This is a genomic window from Schaalia sp. 19OD2882 (genome assembly GCF_018986735.1).
Classification (GTDB): Bacteria; Actinomycetota; Actinomycetes; order Actinomycetales; family Actinomycetaceae; genus Pauljensenia.
In genome coordinates, this window is record NZ_CP065521.1 from 262,704 (window position 1) to 287,965 (window position 25,262).

20 protein-coding genes are annotated in these 25,262 nt (G+C 67.8%); 9 read left to right on the forward strand and 11 right to left on the reverse strand.

Annotated features, from left to right (window positions below; genetic code table 11):
• The first annotated feature begins 137 nt into the window (after nt 1-137).
• Both purF and purM read left to right on the forward strand, forming a co-directional pair.
• The gene (gene purF / locus I6B53_RS01100; RefSeq protein ID WP_216764462.1) at nt 138-1,667 is read left to right on the forward strand and encodes an amidophosphoribosyltransferase; all 1,530 of its coding nucleotides are present in this window, start codon (nt 138-140) and stop codon (nt 1,665-1,667) included.
• Nucleotides 1,668-1,773: 106 nt separating this feature from the next.
• Entirely contained in the window at nt 1,774-2,907 is a 1,134-nt protein-coding gene (gene purM / locus I6B53_RS01105) for a phosphoribosylformylglycinamidine cyclo-ligase (RefSeq protein ID WP_216764463.1), read from the forward strand.
• A 231-nt stretch (nt 2,908-3,138) separates the two neighbouring features.
• Here purM and I6B53_RS01110 read toward each other — a convergent pair whose 3' ends face one another.
• The 5 genes from I6B53_RS01110 to I6B53_RS01130 all read right to left on the reverse strand — a co-directional run bounded on the left by I6B53_RS01110 (nt 3,139) and on the right by I6B53_RS01130 (nt 7,746).
• The gene (locus tag I6B53_RS01110; protein WP_216765267.1) at nt 3,139-3,408 is read right to left on the reverse strand and encodes a DUF3073 domain-containing protein; all 270 of its coding nucleotides are present in this window, start codon (nt 3,406-3,408) and stop codon (nt 3,139-3,141) included.
• A gap of 190 nt (nt 3,409-3,598) precedes the next feature.
• Nucleotides 3,599-3,931 carry a DUF3618 domain-containing protein gene (locus I6B53_RS01115; RefSeq protein ID WP_216764464.1) on the reverse strand — a complete coding sequence of 111 codons (333 nt, stop codon included), beginning with the start codon at nt 3,929-3,931 and terminating at the stop codon, nt 3,599-3,601.
• Nucleotides 3,928-4,428 carry a phage holin family protein gene (locus I6B53_RS01120; protein WP_216764465.1) on the reverse strand — a complete coding sequence of 167 codons (501 nt, stop codon included), beginning with the start codon at nt 4,426-4,428 and terminating at the stop codon, nt 3,928-3,930. Before I6B53_RS01120 ends, I6B53_RS01115 begins: the two co-directional genes overlap by 4 nt.
• 107 nt (nt 4,429-4,535) lie before the next feature.
• Entirely contained in the window at nt 4,536-6,158 is a 1,623-nt protein-coding gene (locus I6B53_RS01125) for a hypothetical protein (protein ID WP_216764466.1), read from the reverse strand.
• 115 nt (nt 6,159-6,273) lie between these two features.
• Entirely contained in the window at nt 6,274-7,746 is a 1,473-nt protein-coding gene (locus I6B53_RS01130) for an SPFH domain-containing protein (RefSeq protein ID WP_216764467.1), read from the reverse strand.
• A gap of 194 nt (nt 7,747-7,940) precedes the next feature.
• Here I6B53_RS01130 and I6B53_RS01135 point away from each other — a divergent pair, with 194 nt between their 5' ends.
• Nucleotides 7,941-9,158 carry an ATP-binding protein gene (locus I6B53_RS01135; RefSeq protein ID WP_216764468.1) on the forward strand — a complete coding sequence of 406 codons (1,218 nt, stop codon included), beginning with the start codon at nt 7,941-7,943 and terminating at the stop codon, nt 9,156-9,158.
• A gap of 16 nt (nt 9,159-9,174) precedes the next feature.
• Nucleotides 9,175-10,038, forward strand: coding sequence for a TPM domain-containing protein (locus I6B53_RS01140; protein WP_216764469.1), 864 nt, complete (start codon nt 9,175-9,177; stop codon nt 10,036-10,038).
• A gap of 94 nt (nt 10,039-10,132) precedes the next feature.
• On the opposite strand, the gene I6B53_RS01145 is transcribed toward I6B53_RS01140, so the two are convergent.
• The 6 genes from I6B53_RS01145 to I6B53_RS01170 all read right to left on the reverse strand — a co-directional run bounded on the left by I6B53_RS01145 (nt 10,133) and on the right by I6B53_RS01170 (nt 15,592).
• Nucleotides 10,133-10,753, reverse strand: coding sequence for a superoxide dismutase (locus I6B53_RS01145; protein WP_216764470.1), 621 nt, complete (start codon nt 10,751-10,753; stop codon nt 10,133-10,135).
• Nucleotides 10,754-10,828: 75 nt separating this feature from the next.
• Nucleotides 10,829-11,422 carry a ClbS/DfsB family four-helix bundle protein gene (locus tag I6B53_RS01150; protein ID WP_216764471.1) on the reverse strand — a complete coding sequence of 198 codons (594 nt, stop codon included), beginning with the start codon at nt 11,420-11,422 and terminating at the stop codon, nt 10,829-10,831.
• A gap of 113 nt (nt 11,423-11,535) precedes the next feature.
• The gene (locus I6B53_RS01155; RefSeq protein WP_216764472.1) at nt 11,536-12,531 is read right to left on the reverse strand and encodes a DUF808 domain-containing protein; all 996 of its coding nucleotides are present in this window, start codon (nt 12,529-12,531) and stop codon (nt 11,536-11,538) included.
• Nucleotides 12,532-12,727: 196 nt separating this feature from the next.
• Nucleotides 12,728-13,924, reverse strand: coding sequence for a glycine C-acetyltransferase (locus I6B53_RS01160; RefSeq protein ID WP_216764473.1), 1,197 nt, complete (start codon nt 13,922-13,924; stop codon nt 12,728-12,730).
• 62 nt (nt 13,925-13,986) lie between these two features.
• Nucleotides 13,987-15,045 (reverse strand): L-threonine 3-dehydrogenase, encoded by a 1,059-nt coding sequence (tdh, locus tag I6B53_RS01165; RefSeq protein ID WP_216764474.1) that lies wholly within the window; start codon nt 15,043-15,045, stop codon nt 13,987-13,989.
• A gap of 154 nt (nt 15,046-15,199) precedes the next feature.
• A complete protein-coding gene (locus tag I6B53_RS01170) occupies nt 15,200-15,592 on the reverse strand; it encodes an excalibur calcium-binding domain-containing protein (RefSeq protein WP_216764475.1) in 393 nt (130 codons plus the stop codon).
• A 1,106-nt stretch (nt 15,593-16,698) separates the two neighbouring features.
• Here I6B53_RS01170 and I6B53_RS01175 point away from each other — a divergent pair.
• The 5 genes from I6B53_RS01175 to I6B53_RS01195 all read left to right on the forward strand — a co-directional run bounded on the left by I6B53_RS01175 (nt 16,699) and on the right by I6B53_RS01195 (nt 25,259).
• Nucleotides 16,699-18,354 carry a methyltransferase gene (locus I6B53_RS01175; protein WP_216764476.1) on the forward strand — a complete coding sequence of 552 codons (1,656 nt, stop codon included), beginning with the start codon at nt 16,699-16,701 and terminating at the stop codon, nt 18,352-18,354.
• Nucleotides 18,355-18,487: 133 nt separating this feature from the next.
• On the forward strand, nt 18,488-21,238 hold the full coding sequence (gene topA / locus I6B53_RS01180; RefSeq protein WP_216764477.1) for a type I DNA topoisomerase: 2,751 nt from the start codon (nt 18,488-18,490) through the stop codon (nt 21,236-21,238).
• A 118-nt stretch (nt 21,239-21,356) separates the two neighbouring features.
• Nucleotides 21,357-22,199, forward strand: coding sequence for a dTMP kinase (gene tmk / locus I6B53_RS01185; RefSeq protein WP_216764478.1), 843 nt, complete (start codon nt 21,357-21,359; stop codon nt 22,197-22,199).
• Nucleotides 22,196-23,440 (forward strand): DNA polymerase III subunit delta', encoded by a 1,245-nt coding sequence (locus I6B53_RS01190; protein WP_216764479.1) that lies wholly within the window; start codon nt 22,196-22,198, stop codon nt 23,438-23,440. Before tmk ends, I6B53_RS01190 begins: the two co-directional genes overlap by 4 nt.
• A gap of 130 nt (nt 23,441-23,570) precedes the next feature.
• On the forward strand, nt 23,571-25,259 hold the full coding sequence (locus tag I6B53_RS01195) for an alpha/beta hydrolase (RefSeq protein ID WP_216764480.1): 1,689 nt from the start codon (nt 23,571-23,573) through the stop codon (nt 25,257-25,259).
• Nucleotides 25,260-25,262 lie beyond the last annotated feature (3 nt).

Genomic DNA, 25,262 nt, shown 5'->3' on the forward strand with positions numbered 1-25,262 from the left:
TCCCACGCGTGTGCGAGAGCCAGGACGAGGGCGACGGCGCGCTGGCGTCGCCCTCGTGGACGAGGTGGCCCGGCGCCCTGCCGGTGTGAGACAGTGACACCGTGCGTACCTCACCTCAGGTTCTGACGGATTCGCCGATGAGCACACAGGAGATCTTCGAGGACGACCACCCCCACGACCAGTGCGGCGTGTTCGGGGTGTGGGCCCCCGGAGAGGACGTCTCCCGACTCACCTACTTCGCCCTGTACGCCCTGCAGCACCGCGGCCAACAGTCCGCGGGAATCGCCGCCACCGACTCCGAGTCGATCCTCGTCTACAAGGACAAGGGACTGGTCAACCAGGTCTTCAGCGAGCAGACCCTGCAGGGTCTCAAAGGACACATCGCGTTGGGGCACGTCCGATACGCCACCACTGGCGGGGACACGTGGCGCAACGCCCAACCGACCCTGGGGCCCACACCGACGGGCACCCTGGCCCTGTGCCACAACGGGAACCTGACGAACACCGGGGAACTGCGTCACTTGGCTCTCTCGGTCGCCGACGACGGCGACGACGTCACCCGTGGGGCCACCACGGACACCTCTGTCGTGACCGCATTGCTGGGCCTGGCTGATCGTCTGCCGGGCCCTCTTCCTTTCGTGGGCACCGCCAAGAGGATCCCTGCACCGGAGGTGGTGGCCCCGGACCTCGTCCCCGAGGCCAGGGCGGCCGGCGGCGCCCTGGTCGCCGCGGCGCTCAAGGTCCTGCCCCGGCTGCGCGGGGCGTTCTCGCTGGTCTTCATGGACGAGCACACGCTCTACGGCGCGCGCGACCCGCACGGGTACCGGCCGCTGGTCCTGGGCAGGCTGGACAGTGGAGGCTGGGTCCTGGCTTCCGAGACCGCCGCGCTGGACCTGTGCGGCGCGACCTTCGTCCGTGAGATCGAGCCGGGCGAGTTCGTCGCCGTCGACCACACGGGGGTGCGCCTGACTCGTTTCGCCATCACCCGGGCGAACACCTGTGTCTTCGAGTACGTGTACCTGTCGCGCCCGGACACGAGGATCGGCGGCAGGCAGATCGTGGCCGCCCGGCGTGAGATGGGTGCTTTCCTGGCGCGCGAGAATCCGGTCGAGGCCGACTTGGTGATCCCCACGCCCGAGTCCGGTACGCCGGCCGCCATCGGTTACGCGCAGGAGTCGGGCATCCCCTTCGCCCAGGGGCTGGTGAAGAACGCCTACGTGGGGCGCACCTTCATCCAGCCGACCCAGTCCTTGCGTCAGCTGGGCATTCGCCTGAAGCTCAACCCCTTGCGCGAGGTGATCGAGGGCAAGCGGCTCATCGTCATCGATGATTCGATCGTGCGCGGCAACACCCAGCGCGCCTTGGTGCGCATGTTGCGCGAGGCCGGAGCCGCCGAGGTCCACGTGCGCATTTCCTCCCCTCCTGTGCAGTGGCCGTGCTTCTTCGGCATCGACTTCCCGACGCGGGAGGAGCTGCTGGCTTCGTCGATGGGGGTGGAGGAGATGCGTGAGCACATCTGCGCCGACTCGTTGGCCTTCCTGTCCTTGGAGGGGATGGTCAAGGCGACGAACCAGGGCACCAGTTTGTGCATGGGGTGCTTCAACGGCGACTACCCGGAGTCGATCCCCGCAGGAGCCACCACCACCGGCGACAACCTTCCCTCGTGAGAATCGTCCGTCCTCCTCGTCCCCGCACCGCTCCGCCCTCGCCCCCCGACCCTTGCCACCCGCCCACCCCGCCCTCGTTCCCACACCACCCGCCCCGGAGGATCCCATGACCCAGCAGACCCCCCTCGACTACGCCAGCGCCGGAGTCGACACCGCCGCCGGAGACCGCGCCGTCGAGCTGATGAAGGCCGCCGTGGCGCGCACGCACGACGCCACGGTGCTCGGCGCGGCCGGCGGATTCGCGGGCCTGGTCGACGCCTCCGCACTGCTCGGAATGCAGCGCCCCTTGCTGGCCACCTCCACCGACGGTGTCGGCACGAAGATTGCACTGGCGCGCCAGATGGGCGTGCACGACACCATCGGGCAGGACCTGGTGGGCATGGTCGTCGATGACATCGTCGTGGTCGGTGCCCGCCCGCTTCTCATGACCGACTACATCGCGTGCGGCCAAGTGGTTCCCGAACGGATCGCCGACATCGTGCGCGGCATCGCGCAGGCCTGTGAATCCATCGGGTGCCCGCTGGTGGGCGGTGAGACCGCCGAACACCCCGGCGTCATGGATCCGGACGACTACGACATCGCCGGTGCGGCCACGGGAGTCGTCGACGCCTCGCGCATCCTTGGGGCCGAGCGCGTCGTGGCTGGTGACGTACTGGTTGCCATGGCGTCTTCGGGCCTGCACTCGAACGGGTACTCACTGGTTCGCGCGGTGGTGGACCGTGTCGGACTGCCGCTGGAGGCGCATGTGGCCGAGTTCGGTCGGAGCCTGGGTGAGGAGCTTCTGGAGCCGACCCGCCTGTACACGAAACTGTGCCTGGACCTCATCGACGCGCTCGGGGTGGGCGAGGGCGGTGTCCATGCGCTGTCGCACGTCACGGGCGGAGGCTTGGGCGCGAACCTGTCGCGGGTGCTGCCGCGCGGCCTCGTGGCCACAGCGGATCGCGGCTCCTGGGTGGTGCCGCCGGTCTTCGACTGGGTGCGCCGTGGGGGAGAGGTCTCGTGGGAGGCGCTCGAGGACTCGCTGAACCTTGGTGTGGGCATGGTCGCGGTGGTTGGCGAGGCCGGGGCAGACGAGGTCGTGCGAATGGTTCGCGAGGCGGGCGTCGAGGCCTGGGTGCTGGGCACGGTCATGGACGACGAGGGCGGGGTCGTGCTGCCCGAGGGTTCGCGCATCGTCCAGGGCGCCAAGGGAGCTGACGGCGGGGCGGTGGCTCTTCACGGCGGATACCGCACCGCGTGACTGCCGCATCGCGTTACTGCGCCCGGCGCTTCTTCCTGCGCGCCCTGAACTGTGCGGCGGACCGTCCCTCGTCCTGCTTCGACAGTCGACGAATGTCGAAGCGCACCCGACGTGTCCGGTGTCGAGGGTCGCCCTCGTCCCCCTTGAAGACCGAATCTCGCGGGACCACCGACGAATCTCGCGAGGGGCGAGGGTGAGGAGGGCGAGGGCGCTCAGGAGTGGAGCGGAACCTCAGCGGCTTGTGGTGCCTGAGGGGCGGGTCCACGACTCCTCGTCGAGAAGGTCATCGGCCTTGTCGTCCTCGTACGTGTCGGCGTACTTGTCCGCGTAGGTGTCCTCGAACTCGTCGGCGTAGGGGTCCTCGTAGGAATCCTTGTCGTCGGATGACTCGCTCCCGGACGTCAACTCACGTTGGAGTGCGTCAAGATCCGTGTCGGGGCTGAAGTACTTCAACCGCCGAGCGACCTTCATCTGCTTTGCCTTTTGACGGCCGCGCCCCATGGGGTCGACCCCCTCCACGTCGTGCGGGTCCGCCGGAGCGGTGCCCTTGTCTGGTCAAAATTGTTCGTGAGGACATCATAACCGTATCTTGACGGTCCATCCCTTGTGTCCACCGCCGCGTGGGAGGGTCCATCATGTGGGCCTCGCCGATGAGGAGGGTGGCAGAAGTGCCTGTGATCTGCGAGAAACCTCAGCGTCTGCGGGTGAAGCGGATGGCCAGCAGACCGGCGAGAACAAGGGCGCACGCAGCCGCCGCGCCGACCTTCTTCACGGCCTCGGGCTGTCCTTCGCGCGCCTGGTCGATCGTCTCGGAGACCTTCACGCCGAAGTCCTGCAACCAGGTGCGGGCGGCGGACTGCCATGTCTGCGCCTTGTCCGCCAGAGCCCTTTTGGCCTGTTCGATCTGGTAGGCGGGCTGCAACTGTCCGACCAGGGCGTCAACGGTGCGGGTCATCTCCTCGCGCGTCGCGGCCAGTTCCGCCTCGATCTCCTGGGGGGTGCGCGCTCTGGCGTTCTCGTTCACTTTCCCAGTCCCTTCTTCACGGCGTCGACATTGGACGCGAGGCTTTCCTTCATGTCGACCTGGAACTGGTCGGACTCCTCCTTGGCCTTCTTGATCGCAAGGGCGCCGACCACGCCAAGGGCCGCAACGATCAGCAGGATGATCAGCAGCACGATGAATGATGCGGCCCAGGCGGGCAAGGCTGCGGCAAGAGCGACCTCGATCGTGTGGAAGAACCAGCCGAGGGCGTACAGGCCCAGCACGCCTGCGGTGCCGAGCAGTCCTGCGCCGACTCCGTACTTGGTGCCGAAGGACACCGCCTTGGCCTTGGCGAGCTCCAACTCGCCCTTGACCAGCGTTGTCATCTGAGTCGAGATGTTCGCCAGCAAAGCCCCGATGGTGGCGGGACGCGCGGACGAGGACGTCTGCGTCCACACCTGGGTCGGATTCGTCGGCGGCGCGGGCGGGACCGGATTCCCGGCGTTTTCGCCGGGAAGCGGGATCTGCTCGTAGGACATCGTCTGCTCTCGCTTCCTCCGTGATGTGACTCAGGCCCACCAAGTGTCTCACGCCAAGGGCTGGTCGGGTGTCGCCAAAGGCGGGCGATCAAGGCGCTCGGGCGAGGTCAGTCCCGGTGCTCGCGTGGCGCTGTCGCCTCCGGAGCGGCGGCAGGCGTGTCCGGGAGGGGGCCGGGCAGGTCCTCAAGGATCTGCTGGGCTCGTTCCACGACGTCCGAGGCGGGCGCGTGCACCTGCGAGCGGGCCGCCAAGCGAGCCAGAGCCCCTTCGATGGTGTTGGCCGGGACGGCCTCGCGGGGGCCCTCCATTGCCGAGACGCTGCGTGCGGGCGATTCGGCCGTGGGACGAGGCCGGGGCGCTGCTTCCGGGGAGGCCGTCTCGGCGCTGGCGCGACGCTTCGCGCGGGCGACCGCGCCGGCGATCGTCCGGGGGTGCTCGGCGTCGGCTCCGTCGTCGTGCGCGCGCAGGGCGTCGTGGACGGCACCCGGGGGCACGTGGGCGACGTCCTGGCATTCGGCCTCCAGGACGACGTGGGAGGAGTGCGGATCGTCGTCGAGGCCGGGGATGGCGCGGAGTCCGGTGCCGTCGTTGTCCTCCGCCTCGGAGGCAGCGCCTGCATCTGTCTGTGAATCAGCTGTGCCGAGGCCCTCACCCGCAGGGCCGCCAGCACCCGCCTTCGCAGTCTCGGCGGCGCCTTGGTCCGCGCCATCGGCAAGGCCCGTCGACGGGGCTTCGGTGGCACTGACGCCCGGGGCGCCGTGGTCCGCAGAAGTGTCCGTGGCATCCGGAGCCGCATTGGAAGCCGCGGTGTCCACACTCTCTGCGGCGCCCATGGTCTCTGCAGTGTCCTCAGCACTCTTGGCGGCCGAGTCGGCGCTCGCCTCCTCGACGGCAGGTGGGTCAGCGGCCGGATCGCCCAGTGCCGAGGGCCCCTCGCTCAAGGGTGTGAGCAGTTCGGCGACGGTGTCGGCGTCGGGATGGGCCACGTCGGCATGCACGGTGCCTCCCACGACAAGGACCGCGCGGTCCGCCACGGCCGCGACCTGTGGTGACGTGGTGGACATCACGACACAGCGGCCCGCAGTCGCCAGGGCGCGCAGAAGGGCAAGTGTCTCCCGCTGGTCCTGGGCACCGCCACCCGCCATCGGGTCCTCGAAGAAGAGCACCCTTGACCCGCTCAGGACGGCGCGTGCGGCGAGGATTCGCAGGCGAGCGACCTGTCCGAGGCTCTCGGGCAGGGCGTCAAGGCAATCCTGGAGTCCACAGGCGGCCACTGTCCTGGCGAAGTGGGCGGAGTCGGTGACGACACCCGCCGCGGCCAGGGGCATGAGCAGGTTCTGGCGCACGGTGAGGTCGGGGTCGGCGGCCCCTGTGCGTCCGATGAAGGCGCTGGCCCCTGTGCGTCCGAAGCCCGGCCTGGCCGACACGGGGGTTCGCACTGTCCCGGAGGTGGATTCCTGGATTCCGGAAAGCGTGAGCAGCAGGGGCCGGGTGCGCCGCCCGTCCTTGTCGACGAGGGCGACCAAGCTGTCCGCACGCAACCCCAGGTGGATGTCGTCGACCAGGGTGTCGCCGGTGGCCGGATCGACCAGGCGCACAGACCGCGCGTCGAGGAGCACCGAGGTGCCCGGGCCGGGGGAGTGGAAACTTCCGTGCCTGCGCCACCACGGTTTGGGTGACGGAAGCGTCACCTGAGGGGCAGGAGGCGTCGTCGAGCGGTCCGGAACCATGGCCCCATTGTCCCAAAAGGTCCGTCGAGGAGGCTCCGACACGGCGGCCCCGCCGCGCTTGGCCTCATGGAGACCGCTGTGGCGGGGCCGCTGGGCGGGGGTGTCGTGACGGGGGTCACTGGCCCTTTTCCGTGCCGTCCTGGGGGTTGGCACGGTTCTGGTCGGCACTGTGGGTGTCACCCGGTGCGGGCTCGACCTGCCCGGTGGATGCATCCGCGACGGGTGCTGCGGGAGGCGCCGGGGGAACAGGGGACGAGGGCGCCGTCGGCGCGCCCTGAGCCTGCCATTGCTGGGGTGGCGTCTGGCCGGGCTGGCCCTGGGGTGCCCACCCTTGGGGTGGCATTTGGCCGGGTTGGCCCTGTGCGGCCCACTGCTGGGGTGCCCATTGCTGGGGCGGGATCTGGCCGGGTTGGCCCTGGGGTGCCCACCCTTGGGGTGGCATCTGACCGGCCTGCGCCTGCTGGGCGGCCCACTGCTGTTGCGCCTGCTGCTGGGCCGCCCACTGTTGCTGCTGCCAGGCCTGCTGCTGGGCCGCCCACTGTTGCTGCTGCCAGGCCTGCTGCTGGGCCGCCATCTGCTGCTGATTCGACTGGGAGGCGGCTCCCATGAAACCGCCGCCGGTCTGCATACCCATACCCATGCCCATGAAGGCCACGCCGGCGCCGGCCTCATTCGAACCGGCCGCCTCCATGCCGCGGGCCACCGCACCCTGGACATAGCCCTCACGCACGGACGGGTCGGCCAGCATGGCGCCCTGGTTGCGCATGTCGATGAGTTTGCGGGATTCCTCGTCGTAGGAGACCGAGGCGATGCCCACACTGACGATCTCCATGCCGCGGCCTTGCAACCAGTCCTGGTCCAGGGTGTCGCGCATGTAGTTCGACAACTCGCGCATCTTCGAGGAGACCTGCGAGATGCGGATCCCGTCGACGCTCATCTGGTTGATGGAGCTCTGGAGGGCCTCCAGGAACTCCGACATGTACTGTTCCTTGATGTCGTCGATGTGGACGTGGACGGCGTCACGCGGAATCACCTGCTGGTAGAACAGGATCGGGTCCGCGATGCGGATGGAGAAGGTGCCGTGGCACCGCAGGAAGAGCTCCGCATTGTAGAAGTTGTCGAAGTAGTTCAGCGCATTCGGGGTGCCGAAGCGAATGCCCTTGATCTCCTGCAGGTTGACGTAGAAGGCCTGCTGCTTCTGCGGCGTGGCCCCGCCGAACTTGAAACGCTCCCACGTGTCCATCAACGTGCCCTTGAGGTCCCCGGCGAAGATTGTGGGACGGCCGCCGTTCTGGACGACGTAGATGCCGGGTTCGGCAGTGAAGTCGGTGATGCGACCGCCATCGACCAACATCATCGCCTGACGGTCGTAGACATGGATCGCAGAGCCGTCGGTGATGACATCCGCGGTGCCCCGGTTGCGGCTGCGCGAGTCACCCGGACGCACCTTGCCCGCCTTTGCGAAGACGACCCCTTCGCCCATGTCCTGGGGCTCGAATGCCTCGAGCCACTGGTCGTTCAACTCGCCTTCGATCGCTCCGGTTGCTGCTCCGATGACGGATCCAACGGTGGCCTTGATGAGTCCCATCGGGCTCCCTTCACATGGGTTCGGCGCACGCGAGGCGCGCACAGGGTCATCCACCTCGCAGGTGCTGGTGGCGTGTCAGAACCATTATGACGCTCGCCACGCGCCCGCGCCCGCCTCTGCGGGCAGATAGGCTGTCCAACATCGGAAGGGTGTCCCACCTCCGTCCATTCGGCCCCCTTCACGGAAGGAGCGACGTGGCCGACATTCAGTACAAGTGCCCGGCTTGTGCGGCCCCGATCGAATTCGACGCCGGCAGCGGCAAGATGAAGTGCGGATACTGCCTGTCCGTCTTCGAGGTGGCCGAGGTGGAGCGCTTCAACCTCGACCAGGCCCGCGCCGAACAGGCGCGGAGCGCACGGACACCAGCCACTGTCGGCGTGTCCACGGGCTCACCGCAGACGCCGACCCCGCCCTCGTCCCCAATGGACGCGCCCGACGATCCGGCCGCCTCGCAGGACCCGGCCTCCGACCCGCCCGCGCAGGGGCACTGGGCCGGAGGTCAGGCCGGTTACCTGGAACCGGGCGACCTGGCCGGAATGCAACCGATGATCTGCAACTCCTGTGGCGCCGAGATCATCGCAGACCCGCAGACCATCTCCACGCGCTGCGGATTCTGCAACAACACCTTCATCGCCGCCGACCGGCTGGCCCGCACCCGAGTGCCGGACTTCGTCATCCCCTTCGCCCTCGACAAGAAGGCCATGCTGGCCGCCTTCAAGAAGGCCACCGAAGGCAAATTCCTGCTGCCCCGGACCTTCCGGGACGAACACTACCTGTCTCAAGCCACGGGCGCCTACCTGCCCTACTGGTTCCACGACGGCACCGTGCACGGCACCATCACTTTCCGGGCGGAGAAACGACGCCAATGGGAGGACTCGCGGGCCATCCACACCGAGGTCCGCGAATACCTCGTCCAACGCAGTGGCAGCGTCGACTTCCGGGCCCTGCCCGTGTGCGGCACCTCCAAACTCGAGGCGGCCAGGTCGGAAGGGGTCGAGCCCTTCCGGGCGGAGGAGTGCCAACCCTTCGCCACCCCGTACCTGTCCGGGTACGCGGCCTCCGCCTACGACATCGAGGCTGAAGCCACCGTCCAACGGGCCGACACCCGCGCACACGAATCCCTCCAGCGCCTCCTGGAGGACTGCGTCCGCGGATACGACTCGGCCCGCGTCGTCGACTCCAATGTGCAGGTGGATCGCAGTGCCATCTGGTACGTGCTGCTGCCGGTGTGGCTGATCGTCATCGGTTACGACGGCAAGGACCACCCCTTCGCCATCAACGGACAGACCGGCGAGGTCGTGGGGACCTTCCCGATCTCGAAGGGCAAATTGCGCGCCCTCAACTGGGGTTTCTTCCTCGGCATAACGATTCTGGTCACCACGCTTGCGTGGCTGCTCATCGGCGCACTGTGAGGGGGCAGGAGTGAACATGAATCGCAGGACCACCATTACCTCCGGTGGCGGGAGAATGCGCGCATGGGTGCGCGCCACACTGGTCACCTTCGTGGTCGCAGCGTGGGTCCTCCTGGCGACCCCGTGGGCTCACGCGTCCACGGACCACGTCATTGACGAGGTCGACGCCCTGACCGACCAGGAAGAGCAGGCCCTGGAACAGCAGATCCTCACAGTGCGCAAGACCTACGGCGAGGACGTCGTCATCCTCTTCGCGGAACTTGAGGGCAAGACCCCCGCAGCCAGGGCGGACGACTACTTCGACGACAACGGCTTCGGCATGGGGCCTCAGCGATCCGGCATTCTCATGCTGGTCGCCCCCACCACCCGTGACGTGTGGTTCTCCACGCGGGGGGACTCGATCCAGACCTTCACCGACAAGGGCATCTCGGTCCTGTACGAGGAGCTCAAACCGGACCTTGGCGACTCCAACTGGGGTGAGGCCGCGACCCTCTTCGTCCAGGAGTGCGACCGTTACATGAAGGCCGCGGACCAGGGACACCCCGTCGACAAGGCGCGCACCACCCTGGAGAGTCTGGTGGCCTCATGGTTCATGGCGGGTGTGCCCGGCGTCCTGCTCGGCTTCATCGGCAGCAGGGGAGTGGTCAAGGGCTTCTTCGTGTCGAAGATGCGCAACGAAGGAATCGTGACCACCGCGCGCTCCTACGTGAACAGTCCGGCCTTCCAGTTGATCGGCCAGGAGGACGTCCTTGTCGGGACCCATGTGACGAGCATGCCGAAACCCCCGCCCTCGTCCTCGTACTCCGGCTCCTCCGGGGGATCCACGACCCACGTCTCCTCCTCGGGTGCGACTCACGGTGGGGGCGGCGGAAAGTTCTGATCCGCGCCACGACGCCCGAGGACGCATGTGTCGTCCTCGACATGACGAGGGCGGGGTGTGCGACCCTGAGGGCCGCATCAGGTGTGCGTCGAGGTCAGAGGGTGACCAGACCCGCGAAGCCGCGGGCGCGTTCGAAGCGGGCGGCCACGTCGGCCCAGTTGACGACGTTCCACCACGCCTTGACGTAGTCGCCCTTGACGTTGACGTAGTCCAGGTAGAAAGCGTGCTCCCACATGTCCAGCATGAGCAACGGAACCGTGGCCACGGGGATGTTGCCCTGCTGGTCGGTCAGCTGGAAGGTGACCAGACGCTGGCCCAGAGCGTCCCATGCGAGAACGCCCCAGCCGGAGCCCTGCAGGCCCAGGGCTGCGGCGGCGAACTGTCCCTGGAACTTCTCGAAGGAGCCGAAGAACTCGTCGATGGCTGCGGCCAATTCGCCCTCGGGGCGCGAGGCGCCTTCACCGGTCATGTTCTGCCAGAAGATCGTGTGATTGGTGTGGCCGCCCAAGTGGAAGGCCAAGTTCTTCTCGTGCAGGTTGATGGCGGCGTGGTCGCCTGCCTCACGCGCGGCCTCCAGGGCGGCCAGTGCGCCGTTGGCGCCGGCGACGTAGGCGGCATGGTGCTTGTCGTGGTGCAGCTCCATGATGCGGCCCGAGATGTGGGGTTCGAGGGCGGCGTAGTCGTAGGGCAGTTCGGGAAGCGTGTAGGCGGTCATGGTCACTCCTTGGTGATGTCGAATGCCGTCGACTTGGACAGGGCGGCTTCCCAATCAGGTTACAGGTCCAAGGTCCTATTTTCTTGCGGGGAGAAGGTGACCTGCGCCCCGCTCGTCCTGATCCTGGGAGTACGAGGCTCTCCACGTCTTGTGATGAAGGCGCAGCTTCTTCAACGCCCACTCGTAGTGGCTCGATGTCGCCGAGATGCAATAGGAACCGAGATTCGTCGACCCGGTCCAGGTGAAGTGCCTCTTCACGAAGAGCTCGTCATCGCCGAATCCTTCGACAAGGCGCAGGACTCTCGCATGAGACTCGTCGAGCAGTGTTCGTGCCTCGTCGAGCGGAGTCCCCTGATGTTCCTTCCACAGTGCGACGTTCATGTCCCCGTAGGCCGCCCACGTGTACGGCGCGGGGAGGAAGGGCCTTCCATCACCTGAAAGATTCGCCTCGATCCACGTCACGAGGAGCGCATGCCATTCATGCAGATGAACGATGACATCGCGGACGTTCTTGTCGCGCTTCCAATGAGCTTCCCTCTTGCCGGCGATCTCGAACGTGAATGTCGACCGCAGTTCGTCGGAGTCCATGGAATCGAGGAGCTCATCGAGTTCGGTGAAGCGCGAAGCCGCAGCCTTGAGCAGGTCGGCCTTGTTCGTTGGTCGCGCCATGACGGGCCTCCAGAGGAATGTGTCAGCGTCGCTGCCATTGCTTGTGCCCCCACTGTAGCGAGCCGGTGCTTCCTCGACCGATGTCGCGGCGGAGATCGACGGGCTGAGAGGGATCAGATCCCGGGAGTCTGCGCAGCCGGCATTTCTTCGGCCGCGGCCGCTGGAGCCTCGGCCGCCTTCTTCTTCGGCAGGATGCGGCGGACCCCGAGGTGGGCGAAGGCTGCGACCGATCCGAGCAGCAGTCCGAAAACGCCCGACAGAGCCGTCTCGACGATCCACTGGAGAGCACCGCCTGCGCCCGCGACGGCCTCGACCGCGACCTCGACGAGGTGGTGGAGCGGCTCGAACCCGAGGTTCGCCAGCGCCGTGATGACAATGTGCCCGCCGACCCACAGCATCGCCACGGTTCCGACAATGCCGATGACGTCGAAGACCTTAGGCATCACGGCAACGATCCTGCGGCCCATCGCCTCTCGCGAACCGCCTTTGCGCGCCAGGTGGGCGCCGAAGTCGTCCATCTTCACCAGGACTGCCACCAGCCCGTAGACGAAGAAGGTCATGAAGAAGGCGACGGCGATCATGATGGCGACACGCATGGAGAACGACTCGGAGGACAGCTCCGCCATGGAGATGAGCATGATCTCCGCCGACAAGATGAGGTCCGTCCTGATCGCCGAGGACGTCACCTTCTTCTCGAGTTCCTCGACGCCGGCAGGTCCCTCGTCAGCGCCGTGAGCCTCGTGGTGGGGCAGAAGGTGCCACTTGGCCAGTACCTTCTCCGCGCCCTCGAAGCACAGGTAGGAGCCGCCGACGAGCAGGAGGACCGGCAGTGACCACGGTGCCACCCACGTGAGCACGAAAGCGACCGGCAAGATGATGAGGAGCTTGTTGATCAGCGAACCCTTTGCGATCTTCCTGATGATCGGCAGTTCGCGCTCAGGAGTCAGGCCCCGCACGTACTGGGGGGTCACTGCCGTGTCGTCGATGACGACTCCGACGGCCTTGGCCGATGCCTTCGTGGCGCCTGCCGCGACGTCGTCGATCGAGGCGGCGGCAAGCTTCGCCATCGTGGCGATGTCGTCAAGCAGGGCAATGAGGCCGCCGGCCATGGAGACTCCTGTCAGTGGGAGGTGGGGTGGCCGCCCACAGGCTCGTGCGCGCAGCCGCTCCAATCATGCCAGCCCGACCCAGGAGACGTTGCAGAGAGTCCAATGGCACGTCGGTGGGAGTGCAGCTGCACGAAAAGGTCCTCGCGGCTCGGTCCTTGCAGCGACAACGACTTGTTCGCCTCACTGCGCCGCGAGGTCAGGTGGCGCTGACCCCGTCGCGGGCGCGGGTGAAGGCTTCCACGCAGGCCAACACGTCGTCCTCGGAATGCGCGGCACTGAGCTGCACGCGGATGCGTGCCTTGCCGCGCGGGACCACCGGGAATGAGAATGCCGTCACGTACACGCCCAAGTCCAGCATCCGGGCAGCCACTGCGCCTGCCGTGCGGGCGCCGTCCTCGCCGGGGAACATCACCGCATGGATCGGGTGGGTGCCCGGCAGCAATTCGAAACCGGCGGCCCCCATGCGCTCGCGGAACAGGGCGGCGATCCGCACCAGGTGCTCGCGCTCTGCGTGGGCGCCGGCGGCGATGCGAAGGGCCTCGCGCGAGCCCGCCACCACCGCGGGGGCCAAGGTGTTGGAGAACAGGTAGGGTCGGGCCTTCTGGCGGAGCATGTCGACAATCGCCTGGCCTGCGGCCACATAGCCGCCCGAGGCGCCACCCAGTGCCTTGCCGAGTGTGCCCGTGAGGATGTCGACCCTCTCGCGCACACCGAAGAGTTCAGGGGTGCCGCGTCCGCCCTCGCCGACGAAGCCGGTGGCGTGGGAGTCGTCGACCATCACCAGGGCGCGGAACTCCTCGGCCAAGTCGCAGATGCCCGGCAGGGGCGCGTAGGAGCCGTCCATGGAGAACACGCCGTCGGTGACGATGACGACCTGGTCGGCGCCCGCCTCGCGCGCCGCAGTGAGTTTCGCGCGCAGGTCCTCCAGATTCGCGTTGCGGTAGCGGTGACGGGCCGCCTTGCACAGGCGGATCCCGTCGATGAGGGAGGCGTGGTTGAGTTCGTCCGAGACGATCGCATCACCCGGGCCGAAGAGGGCTTCGAAAATGCCGCCGTTGGCGTCGAAACAGGAGGAGAACAGGATCGAGTCCTCCGTACCCAGGAACTCGGCGATCTCGCGCTCCAGGGCGCGGTGCTGGTCCTGCGTGCCGCAGATGAAGCGCACCGAACTCATGCCGAAACCCCACCGGTCCAGGGCGGCCTTGGCCGCCTCGGCGGGGCGCGGGTCGCCCGCCAACCCCAGGTAGTTGTTCGCACAGAAGTTCAACGACCGGCCCGCTGCGGTCTCCACGTGCGAACCCTGGCGGCCCAGGATCTCCCTTTCCCCCTTCCACAGTCCGGTCTCGCGGATCTCCTGCAGGGTGGTCTCGAGCTTCGGGGTCAAGGTGTCCATGTGGTGCTCCTGGTGTGGTGTTCAGTCGTCTCGGGTGAAGGATCTGGACGGGCGAGGGCGGCTCAGGCCTCCCAGTCGAGGATCACCTTCCCGGCCGTCCCGGAGGCTGCGGCGGCGAAGGCGTCCTCCCACTCTTCGGGGGCGAAGCGGTGCGTGATGATCGAACGCACCGAATCGCGCAGGGCCTGCGAGGTCTCCATCATGTACGTCGCCAGGTACCAGGTGTCGAACATTTCCCGCCCGTACACGCCTTTGATGGTGAGCATCCGCGTGATGACCTTGCTCCAGTCCACGGGGAAGGCGCCTTTGGGCAGCCCCAGCAGGGCAAGGGTGGCCCCGTGCGTGCAGTGCTCGATCAGTGTGGCCAGGCCTCCGGGCGCGCCGGACATCTCCAGGCCGGCATCGAAGCCTTCGCGAATGTTCAGCTCCGCCATGACCTCGGCAAGGGTGCGCTCGCGGATGTCCAGGGCCACATCCGCCCCGGCCCGTTCGGCCAAGGCCAAGCGGCCCGGCTGCATGTCGGTGACCACCACGTGTCGGGCACCCGCATGTCTGGCCAGGGCGACGCACATGATGCCGATGGGGCCCGCGCCGGTGACCAGGACGTCCTGGCCGGTCATCTCGATCTGCTGGCAGGAGTGGACGGCATTGCCCAAAGGGTCGAAGAGGGCGCCGAGCTCCGGGTCGATCATGTCGGGCTGGACCCACACATTGCCGGCCGGCACCACCACATGGTCGGCGAAGCCTCCGTCACGGTTGACACCCATGCCGATGGTGCGGATGCACATGTGCCTGCGGCCCGCACGGCAGTTGCGGCAACGGCCGCACACCACATGGCCCTCGACGCTCACACGCTGACCCACGTGCAACTCGTCCCGCCCTCGTCCTTCGGCCACGCCCGGACCGACCTGGACGATCTCCCCGCAGAACTCGTGCCCAAGCGTCTGCGGAGGAGTCAGGGACCCCGGGGCGCCGCCGTCCCAGTTGAACAGGTGGACGTCGGTGCCGCACAGGCCTGCGCGTTGGACGCGGATCTTCACCTCCCCGAAACCGGGGGTGGGCTCGGGGATCTCGCACAGCTCCAGTCCGGGGCCGGCGACCGTCTTGCGCAGGGCTCGCATCGTCGCTCTTTCGATGTGTGGGGCGGGGCAGCCGGGCGGCTGCCGCAGCACCCATTGTCCTCCCCTTCGAGGGCGGGGTCGGCTGTCTCGGCGCGCCGGTCTCCGACCTCGCCCTCGTCAGGGTTGCGCCGCCGGCTCCGGCCCGCGCATCCGCCTATTCGCAGGCGATGCCGTCTTGGTCGCGGTCGAGCTTGTCGCGATAGCCCGGGTCTCCCCGGTACAGCGGGGCAGCGCCGGCATTTCGCGCATCCTTGCAACTGTGGTAGTAGACCCTCTCCGATGGCTGCGGCGTACTGACGAAATTGTTGACCTCCTGGTCGCGCGCTTCCTCTGCCTGCTGCCTGGCGGCTTCTTCAGCCGCTGCGCGCTCGGCAGCAGCCTGTTCCTCGGCGATTCGAGCTTGTTCTTCGGCCTGTCGTCGGGCTGCCTCTTCTTCCGCCTTCTTCTGCGCCTCGGCCTCCTTTGCGGCCAGGCGGGCCTTCTCCTCGGCCTCCTTCCGCAAGCGCTCCTCTTCGGCCCTCTTGTCGGCGTCCTTTGTCGACTGCATGTCGGTGTCCGAGCTGGAGGACGAAGTCGAGTCGGGAACGGTCACGAGAGGCGCGGGCTTGTCGCTTTCGTCCTCGTGGCATCCTGCGAGGCCTCCGGCGCCCGCCAGGAGAATGAAAGCCGTTGTGAGAGCGGAGAGGAATCTGGTGGCGCTCGACCGGCGCGGTGAAGCGAAGTGGGAATCGTGGGTGCGCATGGGGTACCTCCATTGATGATGGGATTCTTCGAGGGTAGCGTCGAATCGCGTGGCATGTGTCCGCCTTGGTGGGCGGCCCTTCCCTTCGATTTCGGGGTGGAATGGTATGGCCGCGCAATTTCACAGGTTGAAGATGTGCGTGCTTCGAGCACCGGGATGTGCATGGGCTTGCGAGGCTCTGCGGTGACTCATGGATCGGGGAGGGTCGGTGGGCTGGGGCCGTGACGTCGACCTCGACTCGCGCCAGCGCCCATGGCCGGACATCCATGCAGATGGAGGCCAATTTTTTGCCCGTGCTCGGGTTGGATGCCGACCTCGTCGACGCCTTGCGCGCGGACCTTGAAGCGGACGAGTCGAGTGTCGAGACGATTGAAACTCTGCTTGGCGGACGCGCGTTCGCGGCCCTTCTTGGGACCAAAACTCGAATTGTCTTTCACAGGCCTCCTTCAAGGTTGTGGCGGTGATGCAGCGGATCGGGTGAGAGTGAAATGGACGCTTGAGGACTGTGGCGTCCTCGAATTTGCGCGTATCATTTCTCGTACGCTCGAGCACTTTCCGATCTCGGACGAGCTGGGTGGCAATGACCGGAATGGGGTCCGGTGCGGCTCCCAGAAAGAGAACCCGTTGGACTGGTTCCACGCCCGGGCCACAAAAGGAGCCGGCGCGTGCACGCGTAGGACTTCGAACGGATCAGCCAAGCGCAGCTGCAACCGGTTCATGCGCGCACCCGGCCAGATCTGGCTCGCTGAGGCTGTGGGTGTCGACCCGACTCCTGTGCGTCAGGCCGTTGACGCATGCAAGGACGCCCCGTACAGGTCACGGTGCCGCATCCTGCGGCCCGTGCCGCGCCTCGGCCTTCCTTCGCAGGGGGTGTCGTCTCGCCGGCGGGAACGGCCTCGTACCCTGATGGCATGAGGACACAGCCCGACCCGGCAAACCGACACGGCGATTCAGCAGCCAGTGCGCACGACCCCGGCGACGCGCCCCCGACTGCGCCCACTCCAACACCTGCCCTCGACCCCGAGGCGATCGGCCTTCTTCGCAGCGACCTCGCCGCTGCCGGGTGGTACCTGGACCGGGTCGAGGCCCTGATGGGCCCTGCCGCCGCCGCCGCGTTGGCCCGGGAACAGCGCATCCCCGCCCTCGTCGCACTGCGGCGCAGCAGTGACCCTGCCGCCGCCCTCACCCGACTGTTCATGCTCGGGGACACACTGCCTGCCGCCCAGGTCGCCGCCGCCCTGCCCGCCCTCGGCATCGACGGGGCGCGCGCACTCGGACTGGTCCGCACCTGCCAGGAGGGCACCGGAGCCCTGGTCGCCGCGTTCGACCTGCGCCCGCACGCGGCCACACTGCCCGACCCGGACGCGCCGCGCGATGTCTCCCGCCGGCGCGACCACCACTGGTGGATCCTGTCCGACCTCAGCGAATTCACCACAGGGCGACCCCTGCACCCCGACCACGTGCTGGGCATCGGCGGGGCCACGACCTCGCTGCTGCGCCTCACCCTGCGCACACGGGTTGCTCGCGCGCTGGACCTGGGATGCGGGTGCGGCATCCAGGCCCTGTACATGGCCGCCCACGCCGACCAGGTGGTGGCCACCGACCTGTCGGGGCGAGCCTGCGACATCACTCGTTTCAACGCGGCCCTCAACGACGTGGACCTGGACGTGCGCCAAGGGTCCCTGTTCGAACCGGTCGCAGGAGAAGTCTTCGACCTGATCACCTCGAATCCGCCCTTCGTCATCACCCCGCAATCCGTGCGGCGCAGGGGCCTGCTGGAGTACCGGGACGGCGGGATGGACCGTGACAACCTGGTGGCCGCCGTCGTGCGCCAGGCGCCCGGCCACCTGTCACCCGGCGGCACCGTGCAGATGCTGGCGAATTGGGAGATTCCGGCCGCTTCCGACCCGGCCACCCAGTGGTCCGGGCGGGTCGAAGGGTGGCTGGAGGGCCTGCCCGTGGACGCGTGGGTGGTCCAGCGCGACGCCTTGGACCCCACCCAGTACGCCGAGATGTGGCTGCGGGACTCCGGCGGCCGGCTGGTTGCGCGCGAGGACTACGAAGCCGACTACGCGGCGTGGGTCGCCGATTTCGAGTCTGCCGGGGTCGGCGCGGTGGGCATGGGGTTCCTGTGCGCCAGGCGGCTTTCGGGGGAGCGAGCCACCTCCGGGGACGAGGGCGGGGCCCGCGTCTTCGACCTCGTCGAGGGCGGGACGATTCCCCTGGGGCACGAGGTCGAGGCGGCGCTGGCATCCGTGCACCTGGACACGGAGGTGGAGGAACTGGCGCTCGTGCGCGCCGAGGACGTCGCCGAGGAGCGCCACCACACGCCCGGCCAAGCGGATCCGCGCGTGCTCATCCTGCACCAAGGCGGCGCAATGGGGCAGTCGATCCAAGTGGGCACCGCCGTGTCCGCAGTGGTGGGTGCCAGCGACGGCGAATTGACGGTGGGGCAGATCATCCGGGCCGTGGCCGTGTTGACGGAGCAGGACCTGCGCGAGGTGCGCGAGCAGGTCCTGCCCGTCGTGCGTCGCCTGCTGCGAGCCGGGATGCTGCGCCTGCCCTGACAAGACGCCCCTCCGCCTCTTGCGAGAGGGGAGGATGGACAGCAGGTGGATGGCCCTTGCCCTGTCGTGGGTGGGGCATTGTATGGTTCGGCAAGGCGTCACCCACCGACACGGAAGGCAGGCACTGGCCGACATGGGAGCATCGAAGCTGGTCATCGTGGAGTCCCCGGCGAAGGCCACGACGATCGAGGGCTACCTGGGCCCGGACTTCCACGTCACCGCCTCCATCGGACACATCCGCGACCTGCCCCAGCCCCGCGACCTGCCCGCCGACATGAAGAAGGGCCCCTACGGGCGTTTCGCCGTCGATGTCGAGGGCGACTTCACCCCCTACTACGCGGTCAACCCCGACAAGAAGAAGAAGGTTGCCGAACTCAAGAAGGTCCTCAAGGAAGCCGACGAACTCTTCCTGGCAACCGATGAGGACCGTGAGGGGGAGGCCATCGCCTGGCACCTGCTGCAAGTCCTCAAACCGAAGGTGCCCGTGCGTCGCATGGTCTTCCACGAGATCACCCGCGAAGCCATCCAACGCGCCCTGGACAACACCCGCGAACTCGACTCCTCGCTGGTCGACGCCCAGGAGACCCGCCGCATCCTCGACCGCCTCTACGGCTACGAGGTCTCGCCCCTGCTGTGGCGCAAGGTCCGCCCCTCCCTGTCCGCCGGACGCGTCCAGTCCGTGGCCACCCGCCTGGTCGTGGACCGCGAACGCGAACGCATGGCCCATGTCGACGCCGAGTACTGGGGCATCGACACCCGGATCAGCGCCAAGGACGAGACCTTCTCCGCCCGCGTCACCCACGTCGACGGTCGGCCCGTGGCCACCGGCTCCGACTTCTCCGAGAAGGGGCAGCTGACCCCCAAGGCCGTCAAGGCCTCCGCCTTGCACCTGGATGAGGTCGCCGCGACCCGCCTGGCCACCCTGCTGGCGGCCTCGGCCTCGTCAACCATCGACTCGGTCACCCAGAAGCCCTACCGGCGCCGCCCCGCCGCCCCCTTCACCACCTCGACGCTGCAGCAGGAAGCCTCGCGCAAACTCCACTGGAACGCGTCCTCGACGATGCGCACCGCGCAGTCCCTCTACGAATCCGGCTACATCACGTACATGCGAACCGACTCCACCGCCCTGTCCGGGCAGGCGATCGACGCCGCCCGCGCCCAGGCGACGGAACTGTACGGGGCCGAGGCCGTGGCACCCGAGCCGCGTGTGTACGGCAAGGTCGCCAAGGGCGCGCAGGAAGCGCATGAGGCGATCCGCCCCGCCGGTGACCATTTCCGCACACCCGCACAGGTGGCCGAGCAGCTCAGCGCCCAGCAGCTGGCCCTGTACGACCTGATCTGGAAGCGCACCATCGCCTCGCAGATGGCCGACGCCGTCGGATTCACCGCCACGATCCGGGTCCTCACCGGTGTGGGGGACCAGGACGGGCGCCACGACGTCATCGCATCGGCCTCGGGCACGGTCATCACCGGCCCCGGCTTCCGACTGGCCTACCAGGAGGGGCGCGACAAGGGCCGATACGACAAGGAGAAGGACTCCGGCGAGGCCGAGAAGGTCCTGCCCGACGTGGCCGAGGGCGACCGCGCGCAGGTGGTCGACGCCAGTGCCGAGGGGCACCGCACCCAACCTCCCGGCCGCTACACGGAGGCCACGCTGGTCAAGACCATGGAGGAACTGGGCATCGGTCGCCCCTCGACCTACGCGGCGACCATCCAGACCATCGGCGACCGCGGATACGTCACCCACCGCGGCCAGTACCTGGTGCCCAGTTGGCTGGCGTTCTCGGTGACCCGCCTGCTTGAGGAGAATCTGGCGAACCTGGTCGACTACGACTTCACGGCGTCGATGGAAGCCGATCTGGACCGCATCGCCGCAGGTCAAGAGGATGGCACGGAGTTCCTCCGGCAGTTCTACCTGGGTGCGGACGGCAAGGGGGACGCCGACGGCCTGCGCTTCCAGGTCGCCGCTCTGGGCGATGATGTGGATGCGCGTGCGGTCAACAGCCTGGACCTGGGCGGGGGAGTGACCCTGCGGGTGGGCCGCTACGGCCCCTACTTGGAGAAGGAGGACGGAAGCCGCGCCAACGTCCCGGAGACCGTTGCCCCCGACGAGGTCGACGCCGCCAAGATCGACGAGCTCTTCGCGCAGGCGGCCGATGACGGGCGTGAACTGGGCATCGACCCGGCCAGCGGCCACATGCTGGTGGCCAAGAACGGGCGCTTCGGCCCCTACGTCACCGAGATCCTGCCCGAAGGTGAAGCCGAAGCCGAGACACCTGCGAAGGGACGCAAGAAGGCTGCCGCCCCCAAGCCGCGCACCGCCTCGCTGCTCAAATCCATGTCGCTGGCCACCGTCAGCCTCGACGACGCCCTGAAACTGCTTTCCCTGCCGCGTGAGGTCGGCACGGACCCGGCCTCGGGAGAGGTCATCACCGTGCAGAACGGGCGTTTCGGACCGTACCTGAAGAAGGGCTCGGACTCGCGCTCCTTGGCCAGCGAGGACGAGTTGTTCACCGTCACCCTGGAGCAGGCGCTGGAGCTCTACGCCCGGCCGCGCACACGAGGTCGCGGCGCCGCCAAGCCGCCGCTGCGCGAGTTCGGTGAAGATCCAGTCTCCGGACGCAAGGTGACGGTCAAGGACGGGCGCTTCGGCCCGTACGTTACCGACGGGCAGACGAATGTCACGGTGCCGCGGGCCGAGTCCGTGGAGGACTTGACGCAGGCCCGCGCCTTCGAACTGCTGGCTGACAAACGCGCCAAGGGCCCGGCTCCCAAACGCGGGGCGGCAAAGAAGACCACCACGCGCGCCGGCGCTGCCAAGAAGACGACCTCGCGCACCTCGACGGCGAAGAAGCCCACGAAAACCCGCTCGACGAAGTCCTGACGGTCGGAGTGCACCGGCCGGAGCCCGGGGTGTGCGCGACGAGTGCGGAACATGAGCTGTCCCACGTGTGCCCGGGTGGGTGCACGCAGCCGCGGGTGGGGCGTGCGAGGATTGGCGCATGGTCGAGGCAACGCGTGGAGCGCAGGTGGTCCGCGGGCTCTTCCTCACCTTTGAAGGTGGGGACGGCGCCGGCAAGACCACCCAGATCCAACGGGTGAAGGAATGGTTCGAGATGCGGGGGCACCGCGTCCTGGTCACCCGTGAGCCTGGTGGGACCGAGTTGGGCGCCGAGCTGCGTCGACTGGTCCAGAACGGGCCCGAGGACGTCGACCCGCGCACGGAAGCCCTGCTGTACGCGGCTGACCGCGCCTACCACGTGGCCACGATGATCCGCCCTGCCCTGGAGCGGGGAGAGGTCGTCCTGGGGGATCGCTACATCGACTCCTCCTTGGCCTACCAGGGGGCGGCCCGCGCCCTCGGTGTGGACGAGATCCGGGCCCTGTCCTCCTGGGCCACCCAGGACCTGGTTCCTGACCTGACCTTCCTGCTGGACCTTCCGCCTGAGGTCGGGACCCGGCGCCGCAGCAAAGAGCCGGACCGCATCGAGCGCCAGTCCACCGACTTCCATGAAAGGGTCCGCCACGAGTACCTGCGACTGGCGGACTCCTCACCCGATCGTTTCGTCGTCATCGACGCCGTGGGGACCCGCGACGAGGTCTTTTCCGAGATTCGCGGGGTCCTGGAGGAGCGTTTCCCCAAAGGGCAGGGCGCCGTCTCCCAGTCCTTCCAGGGGCACGAGGACGAGGCGGGCGGGCCTGAGCCGCTCGAGGCGCCTTCGCAGCAGCGCGCGGTGGACGAGCCGCACGTGGCCCATGAGCCGCAGGCCGCGTCGATGGTCGGGCTGCTCGTCACCGAGTCGCAGGCCACTTTGTGGGGCGGGCCGGAGGACCAGCTCCTGTGAGCGTGTGGGCCGAACTCGTCGACCAGGACGCGGTCGTCGCGGTCCTGGCCGAAGCCGCTGCGGCCGCACGCGCAGTGGTCGAGCGGGCCGGGGCGCCCTCGTCTCCTGGGACCCGTGACACACGTGAGACGTCCTTGTCCCCGCAAGGCGCCACCGCGTCGCCCTCGTCGTGGGCAATGACCCACTCCTGGCTGCTCACGGGCCCACCCGGGTCCGGGCGATCCGTGGCGGCCCTGGCCTTCGCGGCCGCCCTGCAGTGCGCGGGGGAGCCCATCGGCTGCGGCCAGTGCCCGGGTTGTCGCACCACGCTGGCGCGCTCTCACGCGGACGTCCGTCTGGTGTCCACTGAAGCCGTCCAGATCAAGAAGGAAGAGGTGCGCGATCTCGTCGCACGTGCGCAACTGGCCCCCACCCAAGGGCGCTGGCGGGTCATTGTCGTCGAGGACGCCGACCGCATCACCGAACAGTCCTTGAACGTCCTGCTCAAGGCCATCGAGGAGCCGCCGGAGCGCACCGTGTGGGTGTTGTGTGCGCCCAGCCCGGAGGACATGATCCCGACCATTCGCTCACGCTGTCGGCACCTGGGGCTGCGCATCCCCTCGGCCACGGCGGTGGCGGACCTGCTCGTGCGTCGCGACGGGGTGGACCCGGATGACGCCCTCGATGCGGCGCGCGCGGCCCAGTCGCACATCGGATTGGCCAGGGCCCTGGCCAAGGATCCGCAGATGCGCGAGCGTCGCCGCCACATCATCACCGCGCCGGTGCGGGTGCGATCCGTCGGCGAGGCCGTCATGGCCGCCGACCGCCTGCTCAAGGTGGCTCAGGAGCAGACCGCCGCGCAGGTGGATGAACGCAATGCCCGCGAGCGTGCGACCCTCATGCGCCAGCTCGGCGCCGACTCGGAACAAGGAGTCACCAAACACACGCGGGCGCGCCTGCGTGAACTCGAAGAAGAGCAGAAGCGCCGAGCCAAACGCTCCGTCCAGGACGTACTCGATCGGGCGCTGGTCGATCTGCTCGCCGTCTACCGTGACGTCCTCATGGAACAACTCGACACCGGCCAGGAACTGGTGAACACCGACATGGCCGACGTGGTCCAGGAGCTTGCGGCCTCTTCGTCGCCGCACCAGACGATCCGGCGGATCAGTGCCATCGAGACGGCCAGACGCAGGTTGTCGGCCAATGTCGCTCCGCTGCTGGCCTTGGAGGCCATGGCGGTTTCTCTGCGCCCGCAGGAATAGGCGAGGGTGGGGCGCCCTCACCTGCGGCAAGGGGGGGCGGCGAGGACGAAGGTCGCCTTTTGTACAAACATTCGCAGGGTCAAGAGAGTCTTTCTGCCATCTTCGGCGATCCTCAATTATGGTTGGGGCCATGCATCCGAAGCCCTCCGCCCTTCCCATGGTCATCGCCGTGATCGCGGTCATCGTGGCCGTCATCGAAGTTTCCGTCATCGCATTCACCGGGGCCAGAGCATTGCGGGACTTCGCAATGCCCGACGACCGAGACCACCGGGGCGACCAGGCGCAGAGTCAGTCGGGCGCCGCAACCTCCGGCGTGGTCAAGGCGGAGGACCTGCCCGATCCAGGGGACACTCTGGAGGGCTACTACGGGCAGAAGATCCAGTGGGGCCAGTGCCGTCTCGGTGACATCATGACCGACTACGACTCCGCACCCAAGGATCCGGACAAGTACCAGTGCGGCCACCTGCGTGTCCCCCTGGACTGGGACAACCTGGCCGGAGAGGACATCACCTTGGCAATTGCGGTGCACCGCAACGGCAAGGACGGCGCTGACGCCCTCTTCTACAACCTCGGTGGTCCCGGCGGTGACGCCGTCCGATCCTTGGTGACCCGGGTGACCCGCAGCATGGGCGACTCCCTGGTCGAGAACTTCGACATCGTTGCCGTGGACCCGCGCGGAGTCGGCAAGTCGACCCCTGTCCAGTGCAGGAACGACAAGGAGCGTGACCAGGCGAACGCCGGAGTGGACGATCAGGGCAAGCCCTTCAAGATGCCCGAGTCGACCGATGCCATCATCAAGAAGGCCACCGAGGAGATCACTGAGATCACCGACGGGTGCCAGAAGTACACGGGCGACCTGTTCAAGCACATCGACACCGTGTCGGCCGCGAAGGACTTCGACATGGTGCGCGCCGTCCTCGGCCAGGACAAGATGCACTACTTGGGCTTCTCCTACGGGACCTTCCTGGGGGCCACCTACGCCGACCTCTTCCCGGACAAGGTGGGGCGCTTCGTCCTGGACGGGGCCCTCGACCCCTCGATCGATGTCAACACCGTCAACGAGCTGCAGTACCGGGGCTTCGAGGCTTCCGTAGAGAACTGGGCGAAGGACTGCCAGACGGGCCCCAACTGCCCCTTCGCTGGCACTCCGGCCGAGGTCAAGGGGCAGCTGAAGAAGTTCCTCGACAGCCTTGACGCCTCGCCGCTGCCCACCGCCGACCCCTCGCGTCCTCTGACGCGCGGACTTGCGATGACCGTACTCATCGGCACGATGTACTCCGTGGACAGTTACGGGGTTCTCACCCAGGCGCTCACCCAAGCGGTCAGGGAAGGGGATGGTTCGCAGATGCTGCTCGTGGCCGACCTCCTCAACGAGCGCAACGAGGACGGCACCTACGACTCGATGGGCTCGGATGCGCTGATCGCGGTGAACATGTTGGACTTCCCGCCCTCGGGCACGCCCGCCGAGTGGGAGAAGCAGGCCAAGGCCTTGAAGAAGGAGTTGCCCCTCTTCGGCGAGCAGGCGGGTTGGTCCTCGGCGGGCCTGGATGCATGGCCGACTTCCCATGCTCCGCGCAGGAAGATCACTGCGCCCGGTACCCCGCCGATCGTCGTCGTCGGAACGACGCACGACCCTGCGACCCCGTACGTCATGGCCCAGGCTCTGGCGGAACAGCTTTCGCAGGGGGTCCTGGTCACATGGGAGGGCTGGGACCACTGCGCCTACTCCAAGGACGGCTCCGCCTGTGTGGCCCGCGCAGTCGAGGGCTACCTGGTGGACGGGAAGGTCCCGGAGGACAACCTCAAGTGCACCGACTGACCT